The organism is Mesorhizobium sp. M0678 (assembly GCF_040320505.1).
Classification (GTDB): Bacteria; Pseudomonadota; Alphaproteobacteria; order Rhizobiales; family Rhizobiaceae; genus Mesorhizobium.
Genome location: NZ_JAMYPT010000044.1, coordinates 1 through 19,394, shown reverse-complemented (window position 1 = coordinate 19,394; position 19,394 = coordinate 1). Strand labels below are relative to the sequence as shown.

Annotated in this window: 18 protein-coding genes and 3 pseudogenes; 13 read left to right on the top strand and 8 right to left on the bottom strand. The window is 59.8% G+C overall.

All coding sequences use genetic code 11. From position 1 onward, the window contains the following. The 5 genes and pseudogenes from NKI29_RS32280 to NKI29_RS32260 all read right to left on the bottom strand — a co-directional run. Positions 1-310: DUF6894 family protein (locus tag NKI29_RS32280; RefSeq protein ID WP_352798547.1), on the bottom strand; the 310-nt coding region annotated here is incomplete at its 3' end. Between the two features lie 56 nt (positions 311-366). After that, on the bottom strand, positions 367-675 hold the full coding sequence (locus NKI29_RS32275; protein ID WP_352798546.1) for a hypothetical protein: 309 nt from the start codon (positions 673-675) through the stop codon (positions 367-369). A gap of 381 nt (positions 676-1,056) precedes the next feature. Beyond that, positions 1,057-1,674: pseudogene (gene istB, locus NKI29_RS32270) on the bottom strand (IS21-like element helper ATPase IstB); the annotation flags it as partial. A 130-nt stretch (positions 1,675-1,804) separates the two neighbouring features. Then, positions 1,805-2,884, bottom strand: coding sequence for an FAD-binding oxidoreductase (locus tag NKI29_RS32265; RefSeq protein ID WP_352798545.1), 1,080 nt, complete (start codon positions 2,882-2,884; stop codon positions 1,805-1,807). 88 nt (positions 2,885-2,972) lie between these two features. After that, positions 2,973-3,830 (bottom strand): LysR family transcriptional regulator, encoded by an 858-nt coding sequence (locus tag NKI29_RS32260; RefSeq protein ID WP_352694507.1) that lies wholly within the window; start codon positions 3,828-3,830, stop codon positions 2,973-2,975. Positions 3,831-3,963: 133 nt separating this feature from the next. Here NKI29_RS32260 and NKI29_RS32255 point away from each other — a divergent pair, with 133 nt between their 5' ends. The 12 genes and pseudogenes from NKI29_RS32255 to NKI29_RS32200 all read left to right on the top strand — a co-directional run bounded on the left by NKI29_RS32255 (position 3,964) and on the right by NKI29_RS32200 (position 16,298). Continuing rightward, a complete protein-coding gene (locus NKI29_RS32255; RefSeq protein WP_352694505.1) occupies positions 3,964-5,046 on the top strand; it encodes an amidohydrolase family protein in 1,083 nt (360 codons plus the stop codon). Positions 5,047-5,057: 11 nt separating this feature from the next. Continuing rightward, positions 5,058-5,411 carry a Rieske (2Fe-2S) protein gene (locus tag NKI29_RS32250; protein ID WP_352694503.1) on the top strand — a complete coding sequence of 118 codons (354 nt, stop codon included), beginning with the start codon at positions 5,058-5,060 and terminating at the stop codon, positions 5,409-5,411. Between the two features lie 111 nt (positions 5,412-5,522). Next, positions 5,523-7,130, top strand: coding sequence for an ABC transporter substrate-binding protein (locus tag NKI29_RS32245; RefSeq protein ID WP_352694501.1), 1,608 nt, complete (start codon positions 5,523-5,525; stop codon positions 7,128-7,130). A gap of 100 nt (positions 7,131-7,230) precedes the next feature. Continuing rightward, the gene (locus tag NKI29_RS32240) at positions 7,231-8,277 is read left to right on the top strand and encodes an ABC transporter permease (RefSeq protein ID WP_352449150.1); all 1,047 of its coding nucleotides are present in this window, start codon (positions 7,231-7,233) and stop codon (positions 8,275-8,277) included. Then, entirely contained in the window at positions 8,274-9,158 is an 885-nt protein-coding gene (locus NKI29_RS32235) for an ABC transporter permease (RefSeq protein WP_352798544.1), read from the top strand. The genes NKI29_RS32240 and NKI29_RS32235 overlap by 4 nt, the downstream gene beginning before the upstream one ends. Then, positions 9,148-10,779, top strand: coding sequence for an ABC transporter ATP-binding protein (locus tag NKI29_RS32230; RefSeq protein WP_352798543.1), 1,632 nt, complete (start codon positions 9,148-9,150; stop codon positions 10,777-10,779). Before NKI29_RS32235 ends, NKI29_RS32230 begins: the two co-directional genes overlap by 11 nt. 530 nt (positions 10,780-11,309) lie before the next feature. Further along, positions 11,310-11,889: pseudogene (locus tag NKI29_RS32225) on the top strand (transposase family protein); the annotation flags it as partial. Between the two features lie 540 nt (positions 11,890-12,429). Further along, complete coding sequence (locus tag NKI29_RS32220; RefSeq protein ID WP_023678365.1) at positions 12,430-12,747, top strand: ArsR/SmtB family transcription factor; 318 nt, start codon at positions 12,430-12,432, stop codon at positions 12,745-12,747. Next, entirely contained in the window at positions 12,744-13,232 is a 489-nt protein-coding gene (locus NKI29_RS32215; protein ID WP_023678366.1) for an SRPBCC family protein, read from the top strand. The genes NKI29_RS32220 and NKI29_RS32215 overlap by 4 nt, the downstream gene beginning before the upstream one ends. A gap of 237 nt (positions 13,233-13,469) precedes the next feature. Further along, positions 13,470-13,718 (top strand): MAPEG family protein, encoded by a 249-nt coding sequence (locus tag NKI29_RS32210; protein WP_352725700.1) that lies wholly within the window; start codon positions 13,470-13,472, stop codon positions 13,716-13,718. Between the two features lie 892 nt (positions 13,719-14,610). Next, positions 14,611-15,984 carry an IS30 family transposase gene (locus tag NKI29_RS32205; RefSeq protein WP_352798541.1) on the top strand — a complete coding sequence of 458 codons (1,374 nt, stop codon included), beginning with the start codon at positions 14,611-14,613 and terminating at the stop codon, positions 15,982-15,984. 176 nt (positions 15,985-16,160) lie between these two features. Continuing rightward, positions 16,161-16,298: a hypothetical protein gene (locus NKI29_RS32200; RefSeq protein WP_352798539.1), complete on the top strand. Its 138-nt coding sequence runs from the start codon at positions 16,161-16,163 to the stop codon at positions 16,296-16,298. A 582-nt stretch (positions 16,299-16,880) separates the two neighbouring features. On the opposite strand, the gene NKI29_RS32195 is transcribed toward NKI29_RS32200, so the two are convergent. From NKI29_RS32195 to NKI29_RS32180, 3 genes are all read right to left on the bottom strand, one after another. Then, positions 16,881-17,183, bottom strand: a complete 303-nt coding sequence (locus NKI29_RS32195; protein WP_352648076.1) for a DUF1236 domain-containing protein — start codon at positions 17,181-17,183, stop codon at positions 16,881-16,883. 374 nt (positions 17,184-17,557) lie between these two features. Beyond that, positions 17,558-17,800 (bottom strand): hypothetical protein, encoded by a 243-nt coding sequence (locus NKI29_RS32190; RefSeq protein WP_352693755.1) that lies wholly within the window; start codon positions 17,798-17,800, stop codon positions 17,558-17,560. Positions 17,801-18,496: 696 nt separating this feature from the next. Then, the gene (locus NKI29_RS32180) at positions 18,497-18,667 is read right to left on the bottom strand and encodes a hypothetical protein (RefSeq protein WP_352798536.1); all 171 of its coding nucleotides are present in this window, start codon (positions 18,665-18,667) and stop codon (positions 18,497-18,499) included. Between the two features lie 107 nt (positions 18,668-18,774). Between NKI29_RS32180 and NKI29_RS32175 the strand changes: the two are divergent. Next, a pseudogene (locus NKI29_RS32175) lies at positions 18,775-19,100 on the top strand (transposase); the annotation flags it as partial. Between the last annotated feature and the right edge of the window lie 294 nt (positions 19,101-19,394).

Here is a 19,394-nt window from a genome sequence, read left to right as displayed (position 1 = left end):
CGCGCCGCCGGTCTCCCGGAGCGCGCTCCGGAAGACCGGCGGCAGCGCTATACTGGGGAAGATTCAAACGGCACTTCTGGGGAGTATTGAGCCGGCATCGACACACGATCTGCACTAGCTGGTTGCCTGCTTCATCGCGGACTTGAATGCTAGCCTCGCGGTAGGTGCCATCGGGCAGCTTTTCTCTTGCGATTTCAAGCAGCGTTTTTGCTGCCTCGTCCTCCGCAGATTCCAGGTTCGGAAGCTCTGAACCTTCAGGGTCTGGGAAGGTCTCTCCATTGCTGGACAAGTCGAAGAAATAGCGCGGCATCAGTCCTAACTAGGATTGCCGGAAAATGTTCAATATCTCTTTTTACATACAAAGAGCTAATTCACCATGTCCCGCAGGGGCTTCTTGCGCTTCGGTGGCCGGTATTTCTCCACCAGCCTGATCTTGTCGATGTCGATCGTCACCAGGGGCCACATGTCAATGGTCACCTTGCGGCCATCCTCGTCTGTGCGCGTGACCTCGCCTGTAAGCTCGATTTGCTGGCCTCGCTTGACCTTGGAAGAATCCCGGATCGAATGCGGGAAGTTATAGGACGGAATAGAGACGCTTACGCGGTCCTCGGTGACCCGCCTTCGAACCGTGGCCGTGATTGCAACCACGTCACCGATGCCAATGCCCCGCGCCATGCCTTTGAGTCTGGAGCGGCCGGCGCCTTAGTCAAGATGCTGCTAATGTACAGCGACGATACCGCTTGGCGGACTGGCTAAACTCTCGCTATATCGCGCGCATGGCAAGCGGCTGGACGATTTGTGGCCGGCTACAATCGGCAATACGACACGTTCAAAACGCTGTCGCTGGACGCTCCCATGGGCGGTCGGAGCTCAGACGAATCGACCTGCTGGAGGCACCGGCCGCTTACGAACCCGATGAAGACGAGGAAGATGATCCGGATATCCTGATGCTCAAGGGCAGACACTTCCGTCTGTGATGGACAAGGGGACGGCCCAATCTTAGGTGTCAAACGAATCCAGGAATTGACCCTTTGGCGAACTGAAGAACTGACCCCTTCATTGGTTTGCTGTTTGGTTTGTTTCGGGCACCGAGCCGACCTTCTGCAGAAGGCCGGACCGTCGCTTTTCGCGCAGCCTGTAGCTGTCCCCCCTGATGGTGATCACCGTTGAATGGTGAAGCAGGCGATCCAAGATTGCCGTGGCCACCACGGGATCTCCAAAAACGCTCCCCCATTCACCCACCGAACGGTTGGAGGTAATCAGGATCGATCCCTTCTCGTAGCGGCGGGACACCAGTTGGAAGAAGAGGTGGGCGGCATTGGGCTCGAAGGGAAGATATCCGAGCTCGTCGATGATCAGCAATTTCGGCCGTGACAGGATCGTTAACTGCTTGTCGAGCGAGCCGTCGCTGTGGGCCTTGGCCAACATCGCCACCAACGTGGCTGCCGTGACGAACTGCACGTTGTAATTCTGGCGGATTGCCTCGCGGCCAAGGCTCACTGCAAGATGGGTCTTGCCCGTGCCCGGAGGGCCAAGGAACAGGACTGTGTCGCCGTGGGCGATCCAGCGGCAGGTCGCAAGTTCCCTGATCTGTCCCTGATCCAGCGATGGCTGCGCGTCGAAGTCGAAGCCGTCGAGTTCGCGCACGAACGGGAACTGCGCCAGTTTCCAGGCGCGAGCGTTGTCGTGAGCTGACCCAAAGCAGTAATCGTCTTTTCAATTCATGAGGGAACGTGCCTGAGGCCGAAGTTCGTGTGGTGCTTCGAAGCGGACACGTTGGGCTTCAATCCAAACTCACCCGGGGTTAAAGATCTAGCAAAACGTCGCCTTGCGGGCGGCTGCAGCACGCCAGGACGTAGCCTGCCGATTTGTCGTCCAATGTCAGTCCGCCCAGGTCATCCATGACGACTTCGCCGGACAGCTTGGCGATCCGGCACGTGCCGCAAACTCCCTGCTGGCAGGCGGTGGGGACGTAGACGCCACATTGGCGCGCCACTTCCAGCAAGGTCTCTCCGGGCGCGCAGTCATGCGCAACGCCAGACCTGACGAAGCGGACCGAAGACGAAACCTTTGAATCCGATAGCGAACGCGAAATGTTGCCGCCCCCGAAGCTCTCCTCATGATACTGTGAACGGGCGAGCCCGATTGCATCGAGGCAGCTGCGTGCAGCCTTCATGTAGGATTCCGGCCCACAGGCAAAAATCGTGCGGCTATGGAGATCGGGAACCAAAGTCAGGAGCATCTCACTGTTAATTCGCCCGGTTGGACCCGTCCAGGCCGGGTCTCCATGACTGCAAATGCAAGTCACATGAAGATTGGGAAAGCGAGCGGCAAGTGCGTCCAGTTCGAGCCGAAAAATGATGTCGTCCGGCGTTCTCGCACTATGAATGAAGTGGATATCCTGGTCGGCTGCGCGGTCGGTAAATGCGCGCAGCATTGACATCACGGGAGTTATCCCGCTGCCACCTGAAAGGAAGAGGGACTTTGCATGCGGCAGATCGTCGAGATTGAACGAGCCGAGCGGCCCTTCGATCTCGATCCCGTCGCCCGGCTTCAAATTGTCATGCAGCCAATTCGAAACGAGCCCGCCCGGCGTCCGCTTCACGGTAATCTGAAGATCGAGCGGTCGCGTCGGCGGTGACGAAACAGAGTAGGAGCGCGTCACCGCGGCACCGTCGATCCTCAGGTGCACCAGAACATATTGGCCAGCGCTGAAGCAGAACATCCGATCTGAAGCGGGTGTGAGAACGAATGTTTTCACATCGTGCGTTTCGTTGATCACGCGCCGGCAGAGCACAAGCTGCGGTGTGGTCTGTGCCCAATGCCGGTGACGCTTTGTTGGGACGAAGCCGGAGGCTGCAAAGGCCGCGTATGCATTCATCATTCAACTCGGGTTTGAAGTCGAGCCAAGATGCCACTTCAAACCCCGCTGAACAGCCGCGCAATCCTGCCTTTATGATCGGTAATTTCGATTAGACTTCCAGTGACATTACAGCAACCTGGAGAGCTCGGATGCCTTTGCGAATAATGGGTTCGTGTTTGCGGCGCGCGAGTATTGCGGTGTGGACTGGCTGGTTCAGCATCGGCGCTCCCTCGACGAGGAACGATGGGAGCTCGGCCGTGAACCGGCGCGCATCGTCGCTACGCATATAGCAGGTGCCGCCCGTTCGCCGCAGCATGATCTCCGCCAGAGTTTCCGATCCCGTCGAAAGCCGGCAGATCGCCAGCTCGGCCAGCAGCTCTGCGTGCGTCTTTTCCAGCACGGCGGTGTAGCCCGGGCGAATGTAGGTTTCAGGGTCGACATCGGACAGCGTTCTGGCAGCTGTCGAAACCATCACATATTCCTCGACCATCAGGTGTTCATAGGCGATCTCAGGCAGGTAGCGAGGCGCATAAAGCACGGCGATATCCAGATTTCCCATGCTTAGGTCGCTGACCATCTGGTTCGAATAGTCCGACTCGACGTGGATCGAGGATTTTGGAAGGGCCTGGCACAGTGTCTCGACCCATCCGGGCAGGACCGAACGGGTCATGCCTACCTGTGCGGCGATGCGCAAGGTGCCCTCGAACCGGTTGAACGCTCGCACGTCGTGTCGAGCTTGCGACCAGGTCGACAGCAGGGATCTGGCGTAGGCTTCGAACCGCCGTCCGGCGGCTGTCGGCTCAGCACCGGCGCGCCCGCGCTGGAAGAGCTCGGACCCGATCGCGCTCTCCAGATTCTTGATCCGGGTGCTGATCGTCGACTGGGTCAATCCCAGCCGATCGGCGGTGCGATTGAAGTTTCGCGACTCGATGATGTCGAGAAAGGTTTCGATGTGATCTAGCTGCACGTTACCTCCAATCGAAAAAGTCGATCATATTGCGCTGGATCATAAGCTTGATCGAACAATACTCAAGGCGGAAGCTGCATGGGAGAAATCGGCCGGCAGCATCGACCAGGCTGAAGCTACGGAGCTGAGCAACGTGTTCATAGTCGACTGCGATTGTCACAATTACTGGTCAAGCGCCACTGTACTGGAGCCCTACCTTTCCGGCCTGTGGAAGGACATGTTCGTCGAAGGCGAGAAGACAGGTCCCGTTGGCGCCTTCCCGCATGGCCATCGTCCCTGGTTTCATCCGCAGGACTTCTCCCGCAAGGACGTCCGTCCGAAAACAGAAGCCGACAACTATCTCATCATGAAGGAAAAACACCTCGACAAGTACAAGGTCGATGTGGCGATCCTGACCGGCGATGAGCCGATCGAGGCTTCCACCCTCGCCAATCCTTATTATGCCAGCGCCCTTGTCAGCGCCTACAATGACTACCAGATCGACCAATGGCTGCCGAAGGACGATCGCTTCATGGGCTCGATCATCATCGCGCCACAGGATCCGAAGCTCGCGGCCGCCGAGATACGCCGTCTTGGCAATCATCCGCGCATGGTTCAGGTTCTCGCTTCGCAAGGCTCCGTCAAGCCCTATGGCGATCCGTTTTACCATCCAATCTATGAGGCTTGCGCCGAGGTGGGGCTGCCCTTTGCCATACATCTGGGCGGCCATGGCGGCGTGAATTCGACCGCGATTGCTCCTGCCCCAACGACGTTCTTCTGGGAGACGCACGCCATCCTGCACATGTCGGCGATTTCACATGTCGCAAGCATGATTGCGCATGGCGTCTTCGAAAAATGGCCGGACCTCTACTTCGTCGTCATCGAATGCGGCGTGGCCTGGGTGCCGTCGGTATTGTGGCGCCTGGATGCGGATTACAAAGCGCTGCGCAAAGAGACGCCATGGCTGAAGATGCTGCCGTCGGAATATTGCCGGCGCAACATCCGCTTTTCCACGCAGCCGCTGGAGCAGCCCGCAAACATTCAGCATCTCTGGTCCACTCTCGAAGCGATGGACGGCGAAAATACGCTGATGTTTGCCTCCGATTATCCGCATTGGGATTACGACGACGCCAACACGCTGCAAATCCCTCCCGCCTGGAAGAGCAAGATCATGGGGCTGAATGCGTTGGAGGTCTACAAACGCATCCCCCGCGCGCAAGCGGCGAATGCCGCCTGAGGAAGCAGACGATGCCCGAGAAGACATACATCTGCCGCGTCGACGAGATCGAAACCGGATCTCCCTTCATCGCTAAGATCCGCAGCCTTTCGGTCGGGGTTTTCCGCATCGGAGACTCATTCCACGCGCTGCTGAACGTTTGTCCGCACCGCGGCGCTCCGCTTTGCGAGGGGCCGCAATGCGGAACAACTGCACCGGTCGAAGGGGCGCAATTCATCTATCACCGCCAAAACGAGATCGTGCGCTGCGCCTGGCATGGCTGGGAATTCGACATCAAATCAGGTGCGGCTTTGGTCGATCCGTCCGTTCGCGCGCGCACATTTCCAGTCACCGTCGAGGCGGGCAGCATCTATGTGACAGCCTGATCGAGGTGCGGATTTGCGCGGTCAGAAGAAAGGGTGATCGCGGCTGACGAGCAGATTTCTTCACAGGTGCTTGACGAACAATACGCGGAAAATCCGCAATGGGAGAGTCAAATGTCAGAATCTGAATACAAGCTTGGTATCGCTCAAAGCCAGATTGGCCGCGGCAAGATTTCCCGTCGCGACTTCATTCATCTTGGGCTGGCCGCTGGGCTGACGCTTACCGCTGCGGACAAGCTCTTCGTCAGCACGGCCCGGGCCGAACCGCTGCAGGGCGGCTTCGCCAAGCTCGGCATGGCACATGGCGCAACGACGGATTCGATCGATCCGGCCGGCTACCCGGACACATTCACACAAACCGCGTTCTCGGGCTCGATGTCCAACAGCCTCACCGAGGTCGACGCGAAAGGTAACGTCCAGCCGGACCTTGCCGAGAGCTTTGAGTCGTCGGATGGCGCCAAAACCTGGGTCTTCAAGCTGCGCAAGGGCGCAACCTTCCACAACGGCAAGAATGTGACGGCGGATGACGTCGTGACTTCGCTGCGCTACCATATGGGCGACGAAACCAAATCGGCGGCGAAGCCGCTGCTTGAGCCGGTCGCCAGCATCAAGGCGGACGGCCCGGAGACGGTTGTCTTCACGTTGAAGAGCGGCAATGCCGACTTCCCCTACATCATGAGTGACTACCATCTGGTCATCATGCCGGCCAAGGACGGCAAGGCGGATTGGGGATCGGGCGTTCGCACCGGCGCTTTCGTGCTTGAGAATTTCCAGCCCGGCGTTTCGGCCAAACTCAAGCGCAATCCGAACTACTTCAAGAACGGCAAACCCTATCTCGACGAGGTGGAGTTCATCGCCATCACCGATCTCGCCGCTCGCATGGCCGCGCTATCGACAGGGGAGGTGGACTATATTGGCCGCGCCGACCTCAAGACCCTCGGCATGTTGAAACGCAACCCCAAGGTGGAGATCGTCGAGGTCACCGGCTATGGCCATTATACCTTGCCGATGAATGTCACGATGGCGCCGTTCGATAATCCGGATGTCCGGATGGCCTTAAAGTGGGCGATCAACCGTCAGGAGATCGTCGACAAGATCTTTCTCGGTCACGCCACTGTGGCCAATGACAACCCGATTGCGCCGGCGATTAAATTCGCCACGAATCCGCAGCCGCAGCACAGTTTCGATCCGGAGAAAGCCAAGCATTATCTGAAAAAGGCCGGAATGGAGAAACTGAAGGTGGACCTCTCGGTCGCCGATGCCGCTTTTGCAGGCGCGGTGGACGCGGCTGCGCTGATCCGCGAGACGGCAGCCCAGTGCGGTATCGACGTAAACGTCGTGCGCGAGGCCGAGGACGCCTATTGGGACAATGTTTGGCTCAAGAAACCTTGGTGCGCTTCCTATTGGAGCGGTCGCGCAACGGCCGACTGGATGTTCACGCAAGCCTTCGCCGCTGATTCCAGCTGGAACGAGTCGTTCTGGAAAAATCCCCGCTTCAACGAGTTGCTTGTCCAGGCGCGCGCCGAGACCGACGAGGCCAAGCGGGCGGCAATGTATGCCGAGATGCAGCAACTGACCCATGATGATGGCGGCAGCATCGTACTGGTCTTCAACAATTTCGTCAGCGCCAAATCCAATAAGCTCGCACATGGCGAAGTGGCGCCGAACTGGGAGAACGATGGACTGAAGATGGCCGAACGCTGGTGGATCGCCACTGCGTGAGAGTGCGGGCCGGACCCGCGATGGTTGCGAGGGTCCGGTTGGCCCCGGTGTGCCCTGCCGGATGTGGGAGGGCAGCGGCCGCAACGGGAAACGCGTGCAAATGAACCCCGTCGCAAGAACGGTTCTGCAGCGCCTTGGCCTCGGCCTGGTCACGCTGTTCATCGTGTCCATCATTATCTTCTCGGCGATCGCAATGCTGCCGGGCGACTTCGCCAAGGCGACGCTCGGGCAATCCGCGACACCCGAAACGGTCGCCGCCTTCCAGCGAGAAATTGGCATCGACCGTCCGCCTGTCGAGCGCTACTTCGTCTGGGTCGGGCAGATGCTCCACGGGGATTTCGGCTCTTCGTTCGCGAGCCGCACCGGGTATCGGCGCACCGTGGCCGAGATCATCGCGCCGCGCCTCTACAATACGATGTTCCTCGCGTCGATGACCGCGCTGATCGCAGTTCCGCTGGCCCTGGGACTTGGCATCCTCGCTGCGCTCTACCGCAATGGCTGGTTCGACCGGCTGGTGAACGCAGTGACGCTGACAACCATTTCGTTCCCGGAGTTTTTCGTCGCCTATATGCTTGCCTACCTGGTCATCTCGCGCGACACGTTCATCGGATCCGAGTTCGCACAATCCCTGCCGCACTGGCTCGCAGTGTCACTGAACTGGATACTCAACGCAGTTCCCAAGTTCCCGACCTTGTCCAACGTGAACGACCAGACGCCGTTCTGGAATCACGTCTGGAGAGTAGCTTTGCCGGCAACCACGCTTACGCTCGTCATCGTCGCCCACATGATGCGCATGACACGAGCGGCGATCATCAACATGCTGGCAAGCCCCTATATCGACATGGCGCGGCTGAAGGGAATGTCGCCCATGGCCATCGTACTCAGGCATGCCTTGCCCAACGCATGGGCTCCGATCGTCACGGTGGTGGCGTTCAATCTTGCTTATCTGGTCGTCGGAGTGGTCGTTGTCGAAGTGGTGTTCGTCTATCCCGGCATCGGTCAGCTGATGGTTGATGCGGTCAAATCCAGGGATGTTCCGGTTGTCCAGGCCTGCGCCCTGATTTTCGCGGCGACCTACATCCTGCTCAATCTGACTGCCGACATCATTTCGATCGCCACCAATCCAAGGCTCTTGCATCCACGATGACCAGCTACGAACCCATCGCTCAGGTTCACAGGCTGAGGCGCTCGCGCGCCACCCGGGCCAAAACGGCGCTGAAGAAGGCACCCTTCAGTGCCTGGTTCGGCATCCTCGTCATCATCGGCTATGTCATCGTTGCGGTGTTCGCGCACTGGATCGCCCCATACGGCGAAACGCAGGTCTTCAGCGAAGCCTTCGCACCGTGGAGCCAGCAGTTCAAACTGGGAACCGACCAGCTCGGCCGCGATATGCTCACACGCTTGATTTACGGTGCGCGCAACACCATCGGTATCGCCGTCGCGACCACACTGCTGTCCTTCGCCGTCGGGGTCTCGCTCGGCCTTCTTGCCGCATTGTACAGGGGAGGGCTCGACCAGATACTGTCGCGTGCGGTGGACGTGTTGATGTCGATCCCAAGCCTGATCTTCGCCCTGGTGCTGCTTTCGATCTTCGGGTCGTCGATCACCAGCCTGATAATCATCATTGCGCTGCTCGATTCCACCCGCGTCTTTCGGCTCGCACGCGCCGTCGGGCTTAACGTGGCAGTGATGGAATATGTCGAGGTGGCGCGATTGCGCGGCGAAGGCCCGAAATGGATCATCGCCAAGGAAATCCTTCCCAATGTCATGCCGCCGCTGGTCGCGGAGTTCGGCTTGCGATTTTGCTTCGTATTCCTCACGATCGCGGCACTGTCCTTCCTGGGCGTCGGCATTCAGCCGCCGACCGCCGATTGGGGATCGATGGTGCGCGAGAATGCAACCCTGATCACCTACGGCGATGTCACGCCGCTGCTGCCGGCCGGCGCGATTGCCCTCCTTACAGTCTCCGTGAATTTCGTCGTCGACTGGTTCCTGCACGCAACAAGCGGGTTGCGGGATGAAAGGTAGCGGTCCGGGGTCGCGCGCAAAAGGCAAGGATCTGCTGCAGATCCGCAATCTGCATGTGGAGGGCTTCTCGGACGAGCGGTGGCATCCCATTGTCCGCGGGGTCGATCTGGCGCTGAAGCGGGGGGAGGTTCTTGGCCTGATCGGCGAGTCTGGGGCCGGCAAATCCACCATTGGCCTTGCGGCAATGGGTTACGCCAAGCCGGGCTGCCGTATCACACAGGGCTCGATCCTGTTCGACGGGGTCAATCTTCTGGCACTCAGCGAGACAGGGCGCCGCCGCCTCAGAGGCTCCCGTATCGCCTATGTCGCACAAAGCGCAGCGGCCTCTTTCAATCCGGCCCACCGGCTCCTCGACCAGACTGTTGAAACCGTGGTGGCGCATGGGATTGCAAGCCGAGAGAAAGCGAACCGGAGTGCGGTCGATCTTTATCGGCGTCTTCAGCTTCCACATCCGGAGACCATCGGCTTCCGCTATCCTCATCAGGTTTCCGGCGGACAATTGCAACGGGCAATGACCGCGATGGCGATGGCTTGTCGTCCGGACCTCATCGTCTTCGACGAGCCAACGACGGCGCTCGACGTGACGACGCAGGTCGAAGTTCTCGCCTCCATTCGCAACATCGTGGAGGAATTCAACACGGCTGCAATCTATGTGACGCATGATCTGGCGGTGGTGGCGCAAATGGCGGATCGCATCATGGTTTTGCGCGATGGACTTACCGTGGAGGAGGCAGAAACGCGCCAGATGCTCGCCTCGCCCAGCCAGGAATATACCAAAACGCTCTGGGCCGTGCGCAAGCTCGCCAAGCCCGAAGTTCCGGCCGATGACTATCTGCTTACGATAGACAACGTCACCGCGGCTTACGCGCGGACGGTCAAGGTGCTCCAGGATGTCTCCATCAAAGTTCCACGTGGAAGAACAGTGGCTGTGGTCGGCGAGTCCGGTTCCGGGAAATCGACGCTCGCTCGCGTCGTTACCGGCCTGTTGCCGCCGCTTTCGGGGTCGATTTCCTTTGCCGGCCAGGCGCTTTCCAAGACCCTTCAGACGCGCCCAAAAGAGATTCTGCGCCGCATACAGATGATTTATCAAATGCCCGACAACGCCCTAAACCCGCGCCAGACAGTCGAAGAAGTCATAGCTCGGCCGCTTGAATTTTACCTTGGCCTCAAGGGTACGCAGCGGGATCGGCGGATAGGCGAACTGATGCACATGGTCGAGATGAGCGAAACTTACCTGGACCGTCTGCCGGCCGAACTGTCAGGGGGCCAGAAGCAGCGCGTTTGCATCGCCCGAGCGTTGGCCGCCGATCCGGAACTGATCATCTGCGACGAAATCACGTCTGCGCTCGACCAGATTGTGCAGGAGGAAATCCTCAAGCTGTTAATGCGGCTTCAGCGCGAGCTCGGCATGAGCTACATTTTCATCACCCATGACATTGCCACTGTGCGAGCGATCGCCGACGAAATTGTGGTCATGCACCAGGGGAAAGTCGTTGAGCAGGGATTAAAGAGCGAAATTCTCACGCCGCCGCATGCCCCCTATACCGAACGGCTTTTATCCTCCGTGCCGGAAATGGATCCGGATTGGCTGACAAGGCTGCTGGCCAGCCGGAAGATCTGACGGAGCGCAGCAGGTGTTTTCGATAAGACGAGAATCGCGTACACTTGTCGCCTGATCTTTGTCTCCCGCTAAACAATAGTCCTTACTCGTTGCACGCTTCGCATGAAGCGACGCTAATCCGAGCCCTGGAGCCCGCCAATTCACCGCGCGTGGCGCTTTAAATATGCTGACGACAAGAAGGTCTGCCACCTTCCGTATTGAGCTCCGGATGGATCGCAGCTTCGGTCAACAAAGAGAAGTGACTCGAACGTCCGCGGTGGGGCGCATTGCCGCCCGGCCGCTGTAGGGCCGAGAGCAGACCGGCACCTTCGGAGCCCTGCAGAAAGATAGGGACGTTCCAGTCCGAGCTGACGTGGCAGGCTAACCTAAAACGGACTGATCGATCTGACAGGTGGGACCCTTGGGCAGCCCTTATGTCCGCTGTCGTGAGGCGGACTGGCAGGGTTGGTTAGCGAAAAGCTCAGGTCGACCAGATGTTTGATCCCAGATTTTGATGGGGCATCCTTGTCCTCCGAATCAAGTGATGCGCTATGGGCCAGGTTCTGCATGGGCACGCCACGACGACAGAGGCGGTCCTCGAGCGATACAGAACAGTCAAGAGAGCCTGAGAGCGCTGGCGAAGCGCTACGGGATCAACCAGAAGACTGTTGCCAAATGGCGGGAACGGACCTCGGTGGCCGATTTGCCGATCGGTCCGAGAGAGCCTAGATCGACAGTGCTCTTGTCCGAGGAGGAGGCCGTCATCGTCCCTTCCGGCGCTACACTCTGCTGCCGCTCGACGATTGCCTCTACGCGTTGCAGCCGACGATCCCGCATCTGACGCGCTCTTCATTGCACCGCTGTCTGCAGCGCCACGGCAGCGGCCGATTGCCGGATGTCGAGGGCGACAAGCCGGCGAAAAAGAAGTTCAAGGCCTATCCGATCGGCTTCTTCCACGTTGATATCGCGGAGGTTCGAACCGAACAGGGCAAGCTACACATGTTCGTCGCCATCGACCGAACCGCGGGTTCGCCTGTCGAGCTGCACGAGAAGGCTCCGACAGCCATTTCCAAAGAGTTTCTGCTACGCCTGATCGCGACCGTCCCCTACAGGATCCACACCGTTCTCAGCCAGCCATTTCGCGGCGGAGGTCCGCCCAAAGATGGCGGCGTTGAAGTTCGCTCAATGCACCGACAGTGGCGGCAAACCGGAGCGGTCGTGACGAGACATGAGATGCTCGATGACGTCTCGCTGTACTGGCTCACAGAATCCGGGGCTTCCGCCGCACAGATCTATTGGGAAGATCATTCCAACAATTTCAACGCCGTGACATTGTGAAGATGCCCGTGGCGGTGACCGTCTTCCCCGGGGAGATCTATCGCGCGAGCGCAGCTGGGTCGAGCGCTGCTACAACAACCTGGTCTACTTCAGCAACGCCGAAAACGGCGGACATTTCGCGGCATGGGAGCAGCCGGAAATCTTCACCCAGGGACTTCGGGCGGCTTTCCGGTTGCTGCGCTGATTGAGCAGTGGAGGCGGCGTACCTTACATTTAGTCACCGAGTAGCGCGCGACATCACCTGAACTTTTAACGACGGGGTCTGGACCAGGGCTGAGTTCCGTCGATCCCTCCAGGTTGACAGCGCAGGCCCATCGATTTAAGTTCGCGTTAGTGGCCACTAACGCGAAACATTGGACAGCGCTCGGAGACTCGACGAGGCGCACGATATTCGAATTGTTGGTCGAACAGCCTTGTTCGGTCAGCGGACTTGCTCGTGTGCTGCCTGTAACCAGGCCGGCGGTCTCTCAGCACTTGAAAGTGCTCAAGGATGCCGGGCTTGTGGCCGACACGCGCTCAGGCAAGGAACGAATATACCGTATCGATCCGGACGGCCTAGCAAGTCTGCGCGCGGAAATCGATCAGTTCTGGAGCAAGACCCTGGCGAGCTACAAACTGGCCGTCGAGCACCCAAAGAAGGACCAGCCATGAGCAAGCTTCCTGCAACCGCGCCCGTAAGGCATTTCGTCGTTGTCGAGGCACCTATCGCGCGTGCCTTCAAGGTCTTCACCGAGGATTTCGGGAAATTCAAACCTCGCGAGCACAATCTTCTTGCCGTACCGATCGCAGAGACGATCTTCGAACCCTGGGTCGGGGGCCACGTTTACGATCGCGGCGTGGACGGCAGCGAGTGCCGCTGGGCTCGTGTGTTGGCTTACAATCCCCCCAGCCGGCTGATTCTGAGCTGGGACATCAGCCCTCGGTGGCAGATTGAGAGCGACCTGAACAAAACCAGCGAATGGGAAGTCCGGTTCACGGCTGAGACGGAGAACCGAACCCGGGTTGAGATCGAGCACCGGAATCTCGAACGCCATGGCGAAGGCTGGGAGGGCGTGCGCGGGGGGGTTGATAGCGATCAAGGCTGGCCGCTGTACTTGCGGCGGTTCCACGACCTTTTCCCCGGTGCGACCGCCTGACACCGCTGGCGACTTTGAGGGCGTGACTGGCAAGAACCGTTTGGTCCACTGCGATCCCAGTGAGTGGAGACAAGACGGAAGTCTATTGTTAAGCGTTCTCGGCGTGCTCGCGCTCTGTTTGCTATCGGTCGTATTGGCAGTCTACTCAGGTTCGTCCAAGGGTTTGCAGGAGCGCTGGCAGGACCGGTAGTCCCAGCAGACGACGAGAACCGGCTCTAAAGGATCGACCGCGTTCACATGAACTCGGTCGAGGCGCTGGCGCCCCTTGTCGTGCCCTCGGCGCTAGCCATGATGGTTGGCGTTGAACCGGCCACTTTGGCGATATTGGTCTGGACCCACGTCGCGATACGCCTCCTCCACCTGGGAGTCTACCTGCGCGGCGGAAACGCCGCCAAGGGAGGTAGTGTCAGAACGATCTTGTACGTCTCTGGCGCGCTGGTCACGTTTGTCCTTATTCTTGTGACTGGATGGGCAGCACTCAAGTGACGTTGGCGCCACTCCTTGGAGGCCACAGGGAAAGAAGTCGTTCCACTCCAAGCAGCATCCCCACCCCGATAAGAGCTCCTGAGCATGCAGGGGACGTTCGGCCTCTAGCAGGCTGTTGAAGAAGCATCCCGTTTGGCCTTGAGGATAGCCTCATGCAATCCTTCTTCCGTCTGACCTGATCAACCCCAGCCGCCTCCCCCGCTTCCACCGCCGCCGCCACCAGAAGGAATGACAGGCGCAGGAACAGGCTCGTCCTCAACCGGTATAATCACTTTCTTCGCGGTTTTTTGTTTGCGAACGGGCTTGACGACCTTCGGCGGAGGCACCCGGCGGACAATCTTCGGCTGGGGCGTTTCGAAACGTCCATAGCCTGGTCGACCATCCTCGTTGAGGGATGCTGCAAAATCTGCTCCGCCGGCAAAGCGTGCGGGGATAGCTGCATATCGAGGCAGAGAAAGTACCACAAAGCACTGGGCTGTGCGTGCGACGGATAGGGCGCCGACCCGGCAATCAGCCAATGACACCGAGGAATGGGTCAGCTACGCTGACGCGGCGGCGGACTTGATTCCGCCTGGCCGGCACCTATCCCATGCCCTCCCCCGCTCCCGATGGGTGCCGGCCATCTTCAGCGCGACGCGAGCGCTTCAGTTCCCCCGGAGCTTAATCGGATCCCAGCCTCACCGGCCGCCGCTCGTGCAGGCATGCGCCCCGACCGTGCTGAACAGTGCGTCTTTGCGTACCGCCGGATGGAGCGGCAGGTACTTAGCTCCGCCACGGGGCTATGATCCGAGGCGGGTAGGCCGCCGAGCAATGTCCCTTCATCGGTGGTCCGCCGGGTGCCCACTGGGCGGATTCAAGCGGTCGTCGCAACACTCTGAAGTTGGAGGTTGCGATGAGCATTCGAAAGCGGCGATCGGCACGGTCGGGACGAGCGCCATTACCTTCACCAGGGCGGCCGCCTGTGGCGGGGCGCGATGGACAGATTAGATACTGGAGGGCGATCGCCGCGGGGCTGAGCAGCGAAGATGCTGCGCTCGAAGCCGGAGTGTCGCAGCCTGTAGGAACCAGATGGTTCCGAAAGGCGGGCGGTATGCCACCAGCGATGTTCAGATCTTCGGCGAAGCCGCTCTCCGGGCGGTACCTGTCCTTGGTGGAGCGCGAGGAGATCGCACTTCTCAGGGTGCAGGGCCATTCCATGCAGGATATTGGGCGCCGGCTCGGTCGGTCCGCCTCGACAATCTCCCGTGAACTGCGGCGCAACGCGGCCACCCGCAGCGGCGGGTTGGAATATCGCGCGACGACTGCCCAGTGGCATGCGGATCGATCGGCCCGTCGTCCCAAGCCGACCAAGCTTGCGTTCAACGCAAGCTTGCGCACTTATGTGGAGGAGAGACTTGCTGGCGTTGTCGTGTCCCCGAGCGGCGCTCCCGTTCATGGTCCCACCGTTCCGTGGAAGGGCCGCCGACATGGCCCGCGAAAGGATCGGCGATGGGCCAGGGCCTGGAGTCCGGAGCAGATTGCCCGACGCTTGCCGATCGACTTCCCGGACGACAAGACGATGCGCATCAGCCACGAAGCCCTCTATCAGGCCCTCTTCGTTCAGGGCCGCGGAGTGCTGCGCCGGGAGCTGACGGCCTGCTTGCGAACAGGACGTGTATTACGGGTCCCCAGGGCGCGCGTACGTAGGCGAGGCAAGGGCTTTGTCTCACCGGAGATCATGATCAGTCAGCGTCCCGCCGAAGCGGCCGATCGCGCGGTGCCGGGTCACTGGGAGGGAGACCTCATCCTTGGTCTTGGCAGCTCGGCTATCGGCACGCTGGTCGAGCGCACGACGCGCTTCACGATGCTACTGCATCTTCCCCGGCTCGCAGGGCATGGCGAAGCTCCGCGCATGAAGAACGGGCCTGCGCTCGCGGGACATGGAGCTGAGGCCGTGCGTGACGCGATTACGCGCACCATCATCACCTTGCCCGAAGAGCTACGCCGTTCGCTGACCTGGGATCAGGGAGCCGAAATGGCCCAGCACGATCGTCTCACGATCGATGCGGGTGTCCAGGTCTACTTCTGCGATCCGCAAAGCCCATGGCAGCGCGGCACCAACGAGAACACCAATGGGCTGCTGCGTCAGTACTTCCCGAAAGGCACCGACCTGAGCATCCACAGCGCCGACGAGATCGCCGCCGTGGCAGCGGCCCTCAATGCCCGGCCGAGAAAGACCCTGGGTTGGAAAACACCGGCAGAGGCGCTTGACGAGTTGCTGCCATGAGTGAACACAATCGGTGTTGCGACGACCGCTTGAATCCGCCCTGTATGCCTCGATCGATATGATGCCTTTAACAAAGCGGAAAGAACTGTGACCTTATCCAGAGCAGACAGGACGTAGATGAGGTCGCAAGCCGACCCGCAAATGACAATCAAACTCCTGACCCAACAAATTTCTCGATGGTTGATCTCATTTCGTCGAGCGACGAGGAGGTCTCTGCACTCGTCAGGCGAACCGAGCGCCTTGCCATTACCGTGACCATACTAATGGCGATCTTCCTGATCTTCGCACCGGTGGTCTTCATTGCTCTGATGTAGCCTCCTCTCAGTTGCTCGGTGCGGATCTTGCTCTGGGCATTGGGTGGGCCGGCATGTTCCTGGACCTACTTCCGAAGGTGCTCGCGCATCTCTCGATTGCTGCTGACGAAAGCGCTGCCGACGTATTGCGCGTGCCGATCTCAGGCGAGTGCCGGCATTCCCGGCTCGCACTCGGCGCCCGGCATTTCGAACTCACTTTCGGGGCCTGCAAATCTTCCGCGCTCCCGGCGGGGGCATGGCCAAGTGCGTGTGCTTCTGGAAAATCCCAATCGTGTCGGTATAGGTAATCCGGACCTCGCGTCCGCACCCCTCGCACTTGTAATGGGAAACAACCTGGAACCAGCCGCCGTTCTTGACGAGCGAAGTTGCAATGCGGCATTGGAAAGTCAGACCGGCAGAGGATAGAATGGGAGAGAGGGACATTGCAGCGCCTCGCATTCTGGAGAGCTCAAAGCTTGTCCAGCCCGTCAACGAAGGATGCGGCTATCAAATCGTGGGCTTCAATTCCCCCCTTGCGCTTCTCCGGTCGCGACCTTCCCGCCGTACCTTTCGGAACGGCGGGCTGTCCTCTGAGTCGTCAGGTCACTGGATGATCTTGACGATCTTGCGTGTGCCCGGGTCGACAACGACGGTCCGATCGTCGACGACCGTATAGCGATACTTCTTGACGTTAGGCACTTCATGAAGCTCGACCGTATCGGGCAACGTCGAACCGATATTGAGCTCCACTCCAGGGACTTTCACCGATGCGAGCGGCTGCTTCTTGACATATTCCTTGATGACGGTTTCCTGCTCAGGCTCGATGACGACGTCCTGAGCGGCTACGGCGCCGACACCTGCAAGCAGCAAGAATCCCGCGACTGCGGTGGAAAGATGAATTCTCATAGCTATCTCCTTGTGGGCTCGTGGGCGCAAAACATCGCGCCAAAGCGCCACGCGTCGTTGCGCAGCCCGGATCGTGCTGCACAGCGCGAGGTTGATACCGACACCGCAGTCTTCATCCAGCATTTCATTTGCACGTTCGAGGGAGCGTTCGGCCCGGTTAAGCCGCTGTCGGGCTCTCGCCAGTTCCATATCCAAAAGTTCCCTTATTCCGAATCCATTGCGGTCCCTTCGATTTGTAAACCGCTTGTGGTCGACGTTGGTTCCGGCTGTTCGCGAGCGTGTCGCTCAGACGTCGATGTGGCGGGCACGGTTCTGGAGCGAGAGTGGTGGCGCCGGTGGCCTGAAGATCGCGACGAACGAAACCCCGGCCCAGTTCAACCCGCGCGACGTCCTTCAAAGCTGGGGGGATCGATCTTCACCAATCGGTCTGCGGCCTCGACCGCAGTTCGTATCCTTCTGCAGAGCGCGAGATTTTCGGCCAGCATTTCTTCAGTGCGTCGAAGCGCGAGCTCGGTCCGGTGGATGCGCTGCCTGGCATTGGCAACTTCCGATGTCAAAATATCGGCCGCCATCCCGTGGCCGTGGGGTTCCATAGTGTCCATGGGTTTGTAATACATGGGGGGCGATATCGTTCCCTGTTGTCGTGCGAAGCGGGGTATCGCAGCGTTCTGGATTGCGACTGGCGAAAAATGAAGGCCTCGAGCGTTCATCGACTGACCATTGGAAACGGCACCTGAAAACTTCACATTGAACCGTTCATCGGAACGACGCTGCTTTCCCACATCACGGTGCCGGCGGTGCGCAAGTTCGCGGACAAGCTGCGGAACGAAGCAACGAAGGCCGATTGCAGACGATGGCCCGGAAGGCTCTCGGTTCGCTTGGGGCGCTTTGCTCTGACGCGCAGGAACGCGGCCTGGCCACACGCGATCCGGTCAGGGCCTCCGCCGCGCGCGGCGCAGAGGCAAGGAGCGCTAGGCGGAAAAGCGACAGAAAAGCAAGCGCAAGATCAGCGTCGACATACCGACGCGCGAAGAGATCAAGGCCATTCTTGCCTCATCGACGGGACGCTGGCGCCCGCTTCTCGGCACTGCCGTCTTTACCGGCACGCGATCGTCGGAGCTTCGCCGGCTGCGATGGAGTGACGTGGATTTCGAGCGAGCACAGATTAGCGTTCACCAGCGCGCCGACGACTATGGGGCGATCGGCCGGCCAAAGCCTGAAGCGGGAGAGAGAACGATCCCTGGTTGGAAGCTCGCCTGCCCCCGTCGCGTGACTGGCAACGACGCCGCGGGCAATCCCGTCAGGGAATTGCACTAGGTGTTCCCGATAGCAAGCGGCAATATCGAAAGCGGATCGAAATCACCAAACGCGGTTTCCTCCCAACGCAGGTGTCGGCTGGCGTGACTGTCGCGAGCGAAGAGAGAAACCAGGACGGCGAAGTCGTCATGGCGGCCAAGTATGGCGGCATGCACGCCCTTCGCCATGTCTCTGCATCATGGTTGATCAATCGGCCAGAAGGTTGTGGGCTCGGCCTTCCACCAAAGGTCATCCAGGAACGGCTAGGGACATAGCTCGATCGTGATAACCATGGACGTCTGCCCATGAAGGCATCAAGGCGGCCGTCACCAAGGTGCTGTGCGCGATCTGGCAGAGGTGCCGCGTCCACTTCATGAGGAACGTGCTGGCCCATGCCGGCAAGAGCGGGCGCCGCGGTCTCCGCTTTCATCGCCACCGCCTTCGCCCAGGAAAACGCCCGGGGCCGCAAGCACGCAATGGCGCGCCGTCGCCGACCAGATCCGGCCGAAGGTGCCGAAGCTGGCGACAATCATGGACGACGCCGAGCCCGACGTGCTTGCCTACATGACTTTCCCCAAGGAGTACCGCGCCAAGCTGCACTCGACGGATGACATCGACAAGCCTGATTTCGACTTTTTCGATTCCTGTTGCGTTTCTTTGTTCGGCTCAGGTGAGCCTGTTTCTTCGTCCCGGCCCACATGATTTCCCATGCGAGCGTGTCGAGACGCAGTCAAGGCTGGCCGGTGCGATGGCGGCACGGCCGGCTGCGAGGTTTCCAGGCCACGCCTTGACTGGGTCGAGCACGGCGCCAGTCTGGAGCGGACCGAGGGCGTCGGTCGTGCCGCCAGATTTCCTTGTGCTATATTTGTCCGGCACGGACGACCACGTGGCAAAGAGTGGTGCGAGAGGATGAGA

Excerpts from the sequence above, each read along its gene's own strand:
- NKI29_RS32275 (WP_352798546.1), bottom strand. The coding sequence starts at position 675 with ATGGCGCGGGGCATTGGCATCGGTGACGTGGTTGCAATCACGGCCACG.
- NKI29_RS32265 (WP_352798545.1), bottom strand. The coding sequence starts at position 2,884 with ATGATGAATGCATACGCGGCCTTTGCAGCCTCCGGCTTCGTCCCAACA.
- NKI29_RS32250 (WP_352694503.1), top strand. The coding sequence starts at position 5,058 with ATGCCCGAGAAGACATACATCTGCCGCGTCGACGAGATCGAAACCGGA.
- NKI29_RS32245 (WP_352694501.1), top strand. The coding sequence starts at position 5,523 with ATGTCAGAATCTGAATACAAGCTTGGTATCGCTCAAAGCCAGATTGGC.
- NKI29_RS32240 (WP_352449150.1), top strand. The coding sequence starts at position 7,231 with ATGAACCCCGTCGCAAGAACGGTTCTGCAGCGCCTTGGCCTCGGCCTG.
- NKI29_RS32235 (WP_352798544.1), top strand. The coding sequence starts at position 8,274 with ATGACCAGCTACGAACCCATCGCTCAGGTTCACAGGCTGAGGCGCTCG.
- NKI29_RS32230 (WP_352798543.1), top strand. The coding sequence starts at position 9,148 with ATGAAAGGTAGCGGTCCGGGGTCGCGCGCAAAAGGCAAGGATCTGCTG.
- NKI29_RS32215 (WP_023678366.1), top strand. The coding sequence starts at position 12,744 with ATGAGCAAGCTTCCTGCAACCGCGCCCGTAAGGCATTTCGTCGTTGTC.
- NKI29_RS32210 (WP_352725700.1), top strand. The coding sequence starts at position 13,470 with ATGAACTCGGTCGAGGCGCTGGCGCCCCTTGTCGTGCCCTCGGCGCTA.
- NKI29_RS32205 (WP_352798541.1), top strand. The coding sequence starts at position 14,611 with ATGAGCATTCGAAAGCGGCGATCGGCACGGTCGGGACGAGCGCCATTA.
- NKI29_RS32200 (WP_352798539.1), top strand. The coding sequence starts at position 16,161 with ATGGTTGATCTCATTTCGTCGAGCGACGAGGAGGTCTCTGCACTCGTC.
- NKI29_RS32195 (WP_352648076.1), bottom strand. The coding sequence starts at position 17,183 with ATGAGAATTCATCTTTCCACCGCAGTCGCGGGATTCTTGCTGCTTGCA.
- NKI29_RS32190 (WP_352693755.1), bottom strand. The coding sequence starts at position 17,800 with ATGTATTACAAACCCATGGACACTATGGAACCCCACGGCCACGGGATG.
- NKI29_RS32180 (WP_352798536.1), bottom strand. The coding sequence starts at position 18,667 with ATGGCGAAGGGCGTGCATGCCGCCATACTTGGCCGCCATGACGACTTC.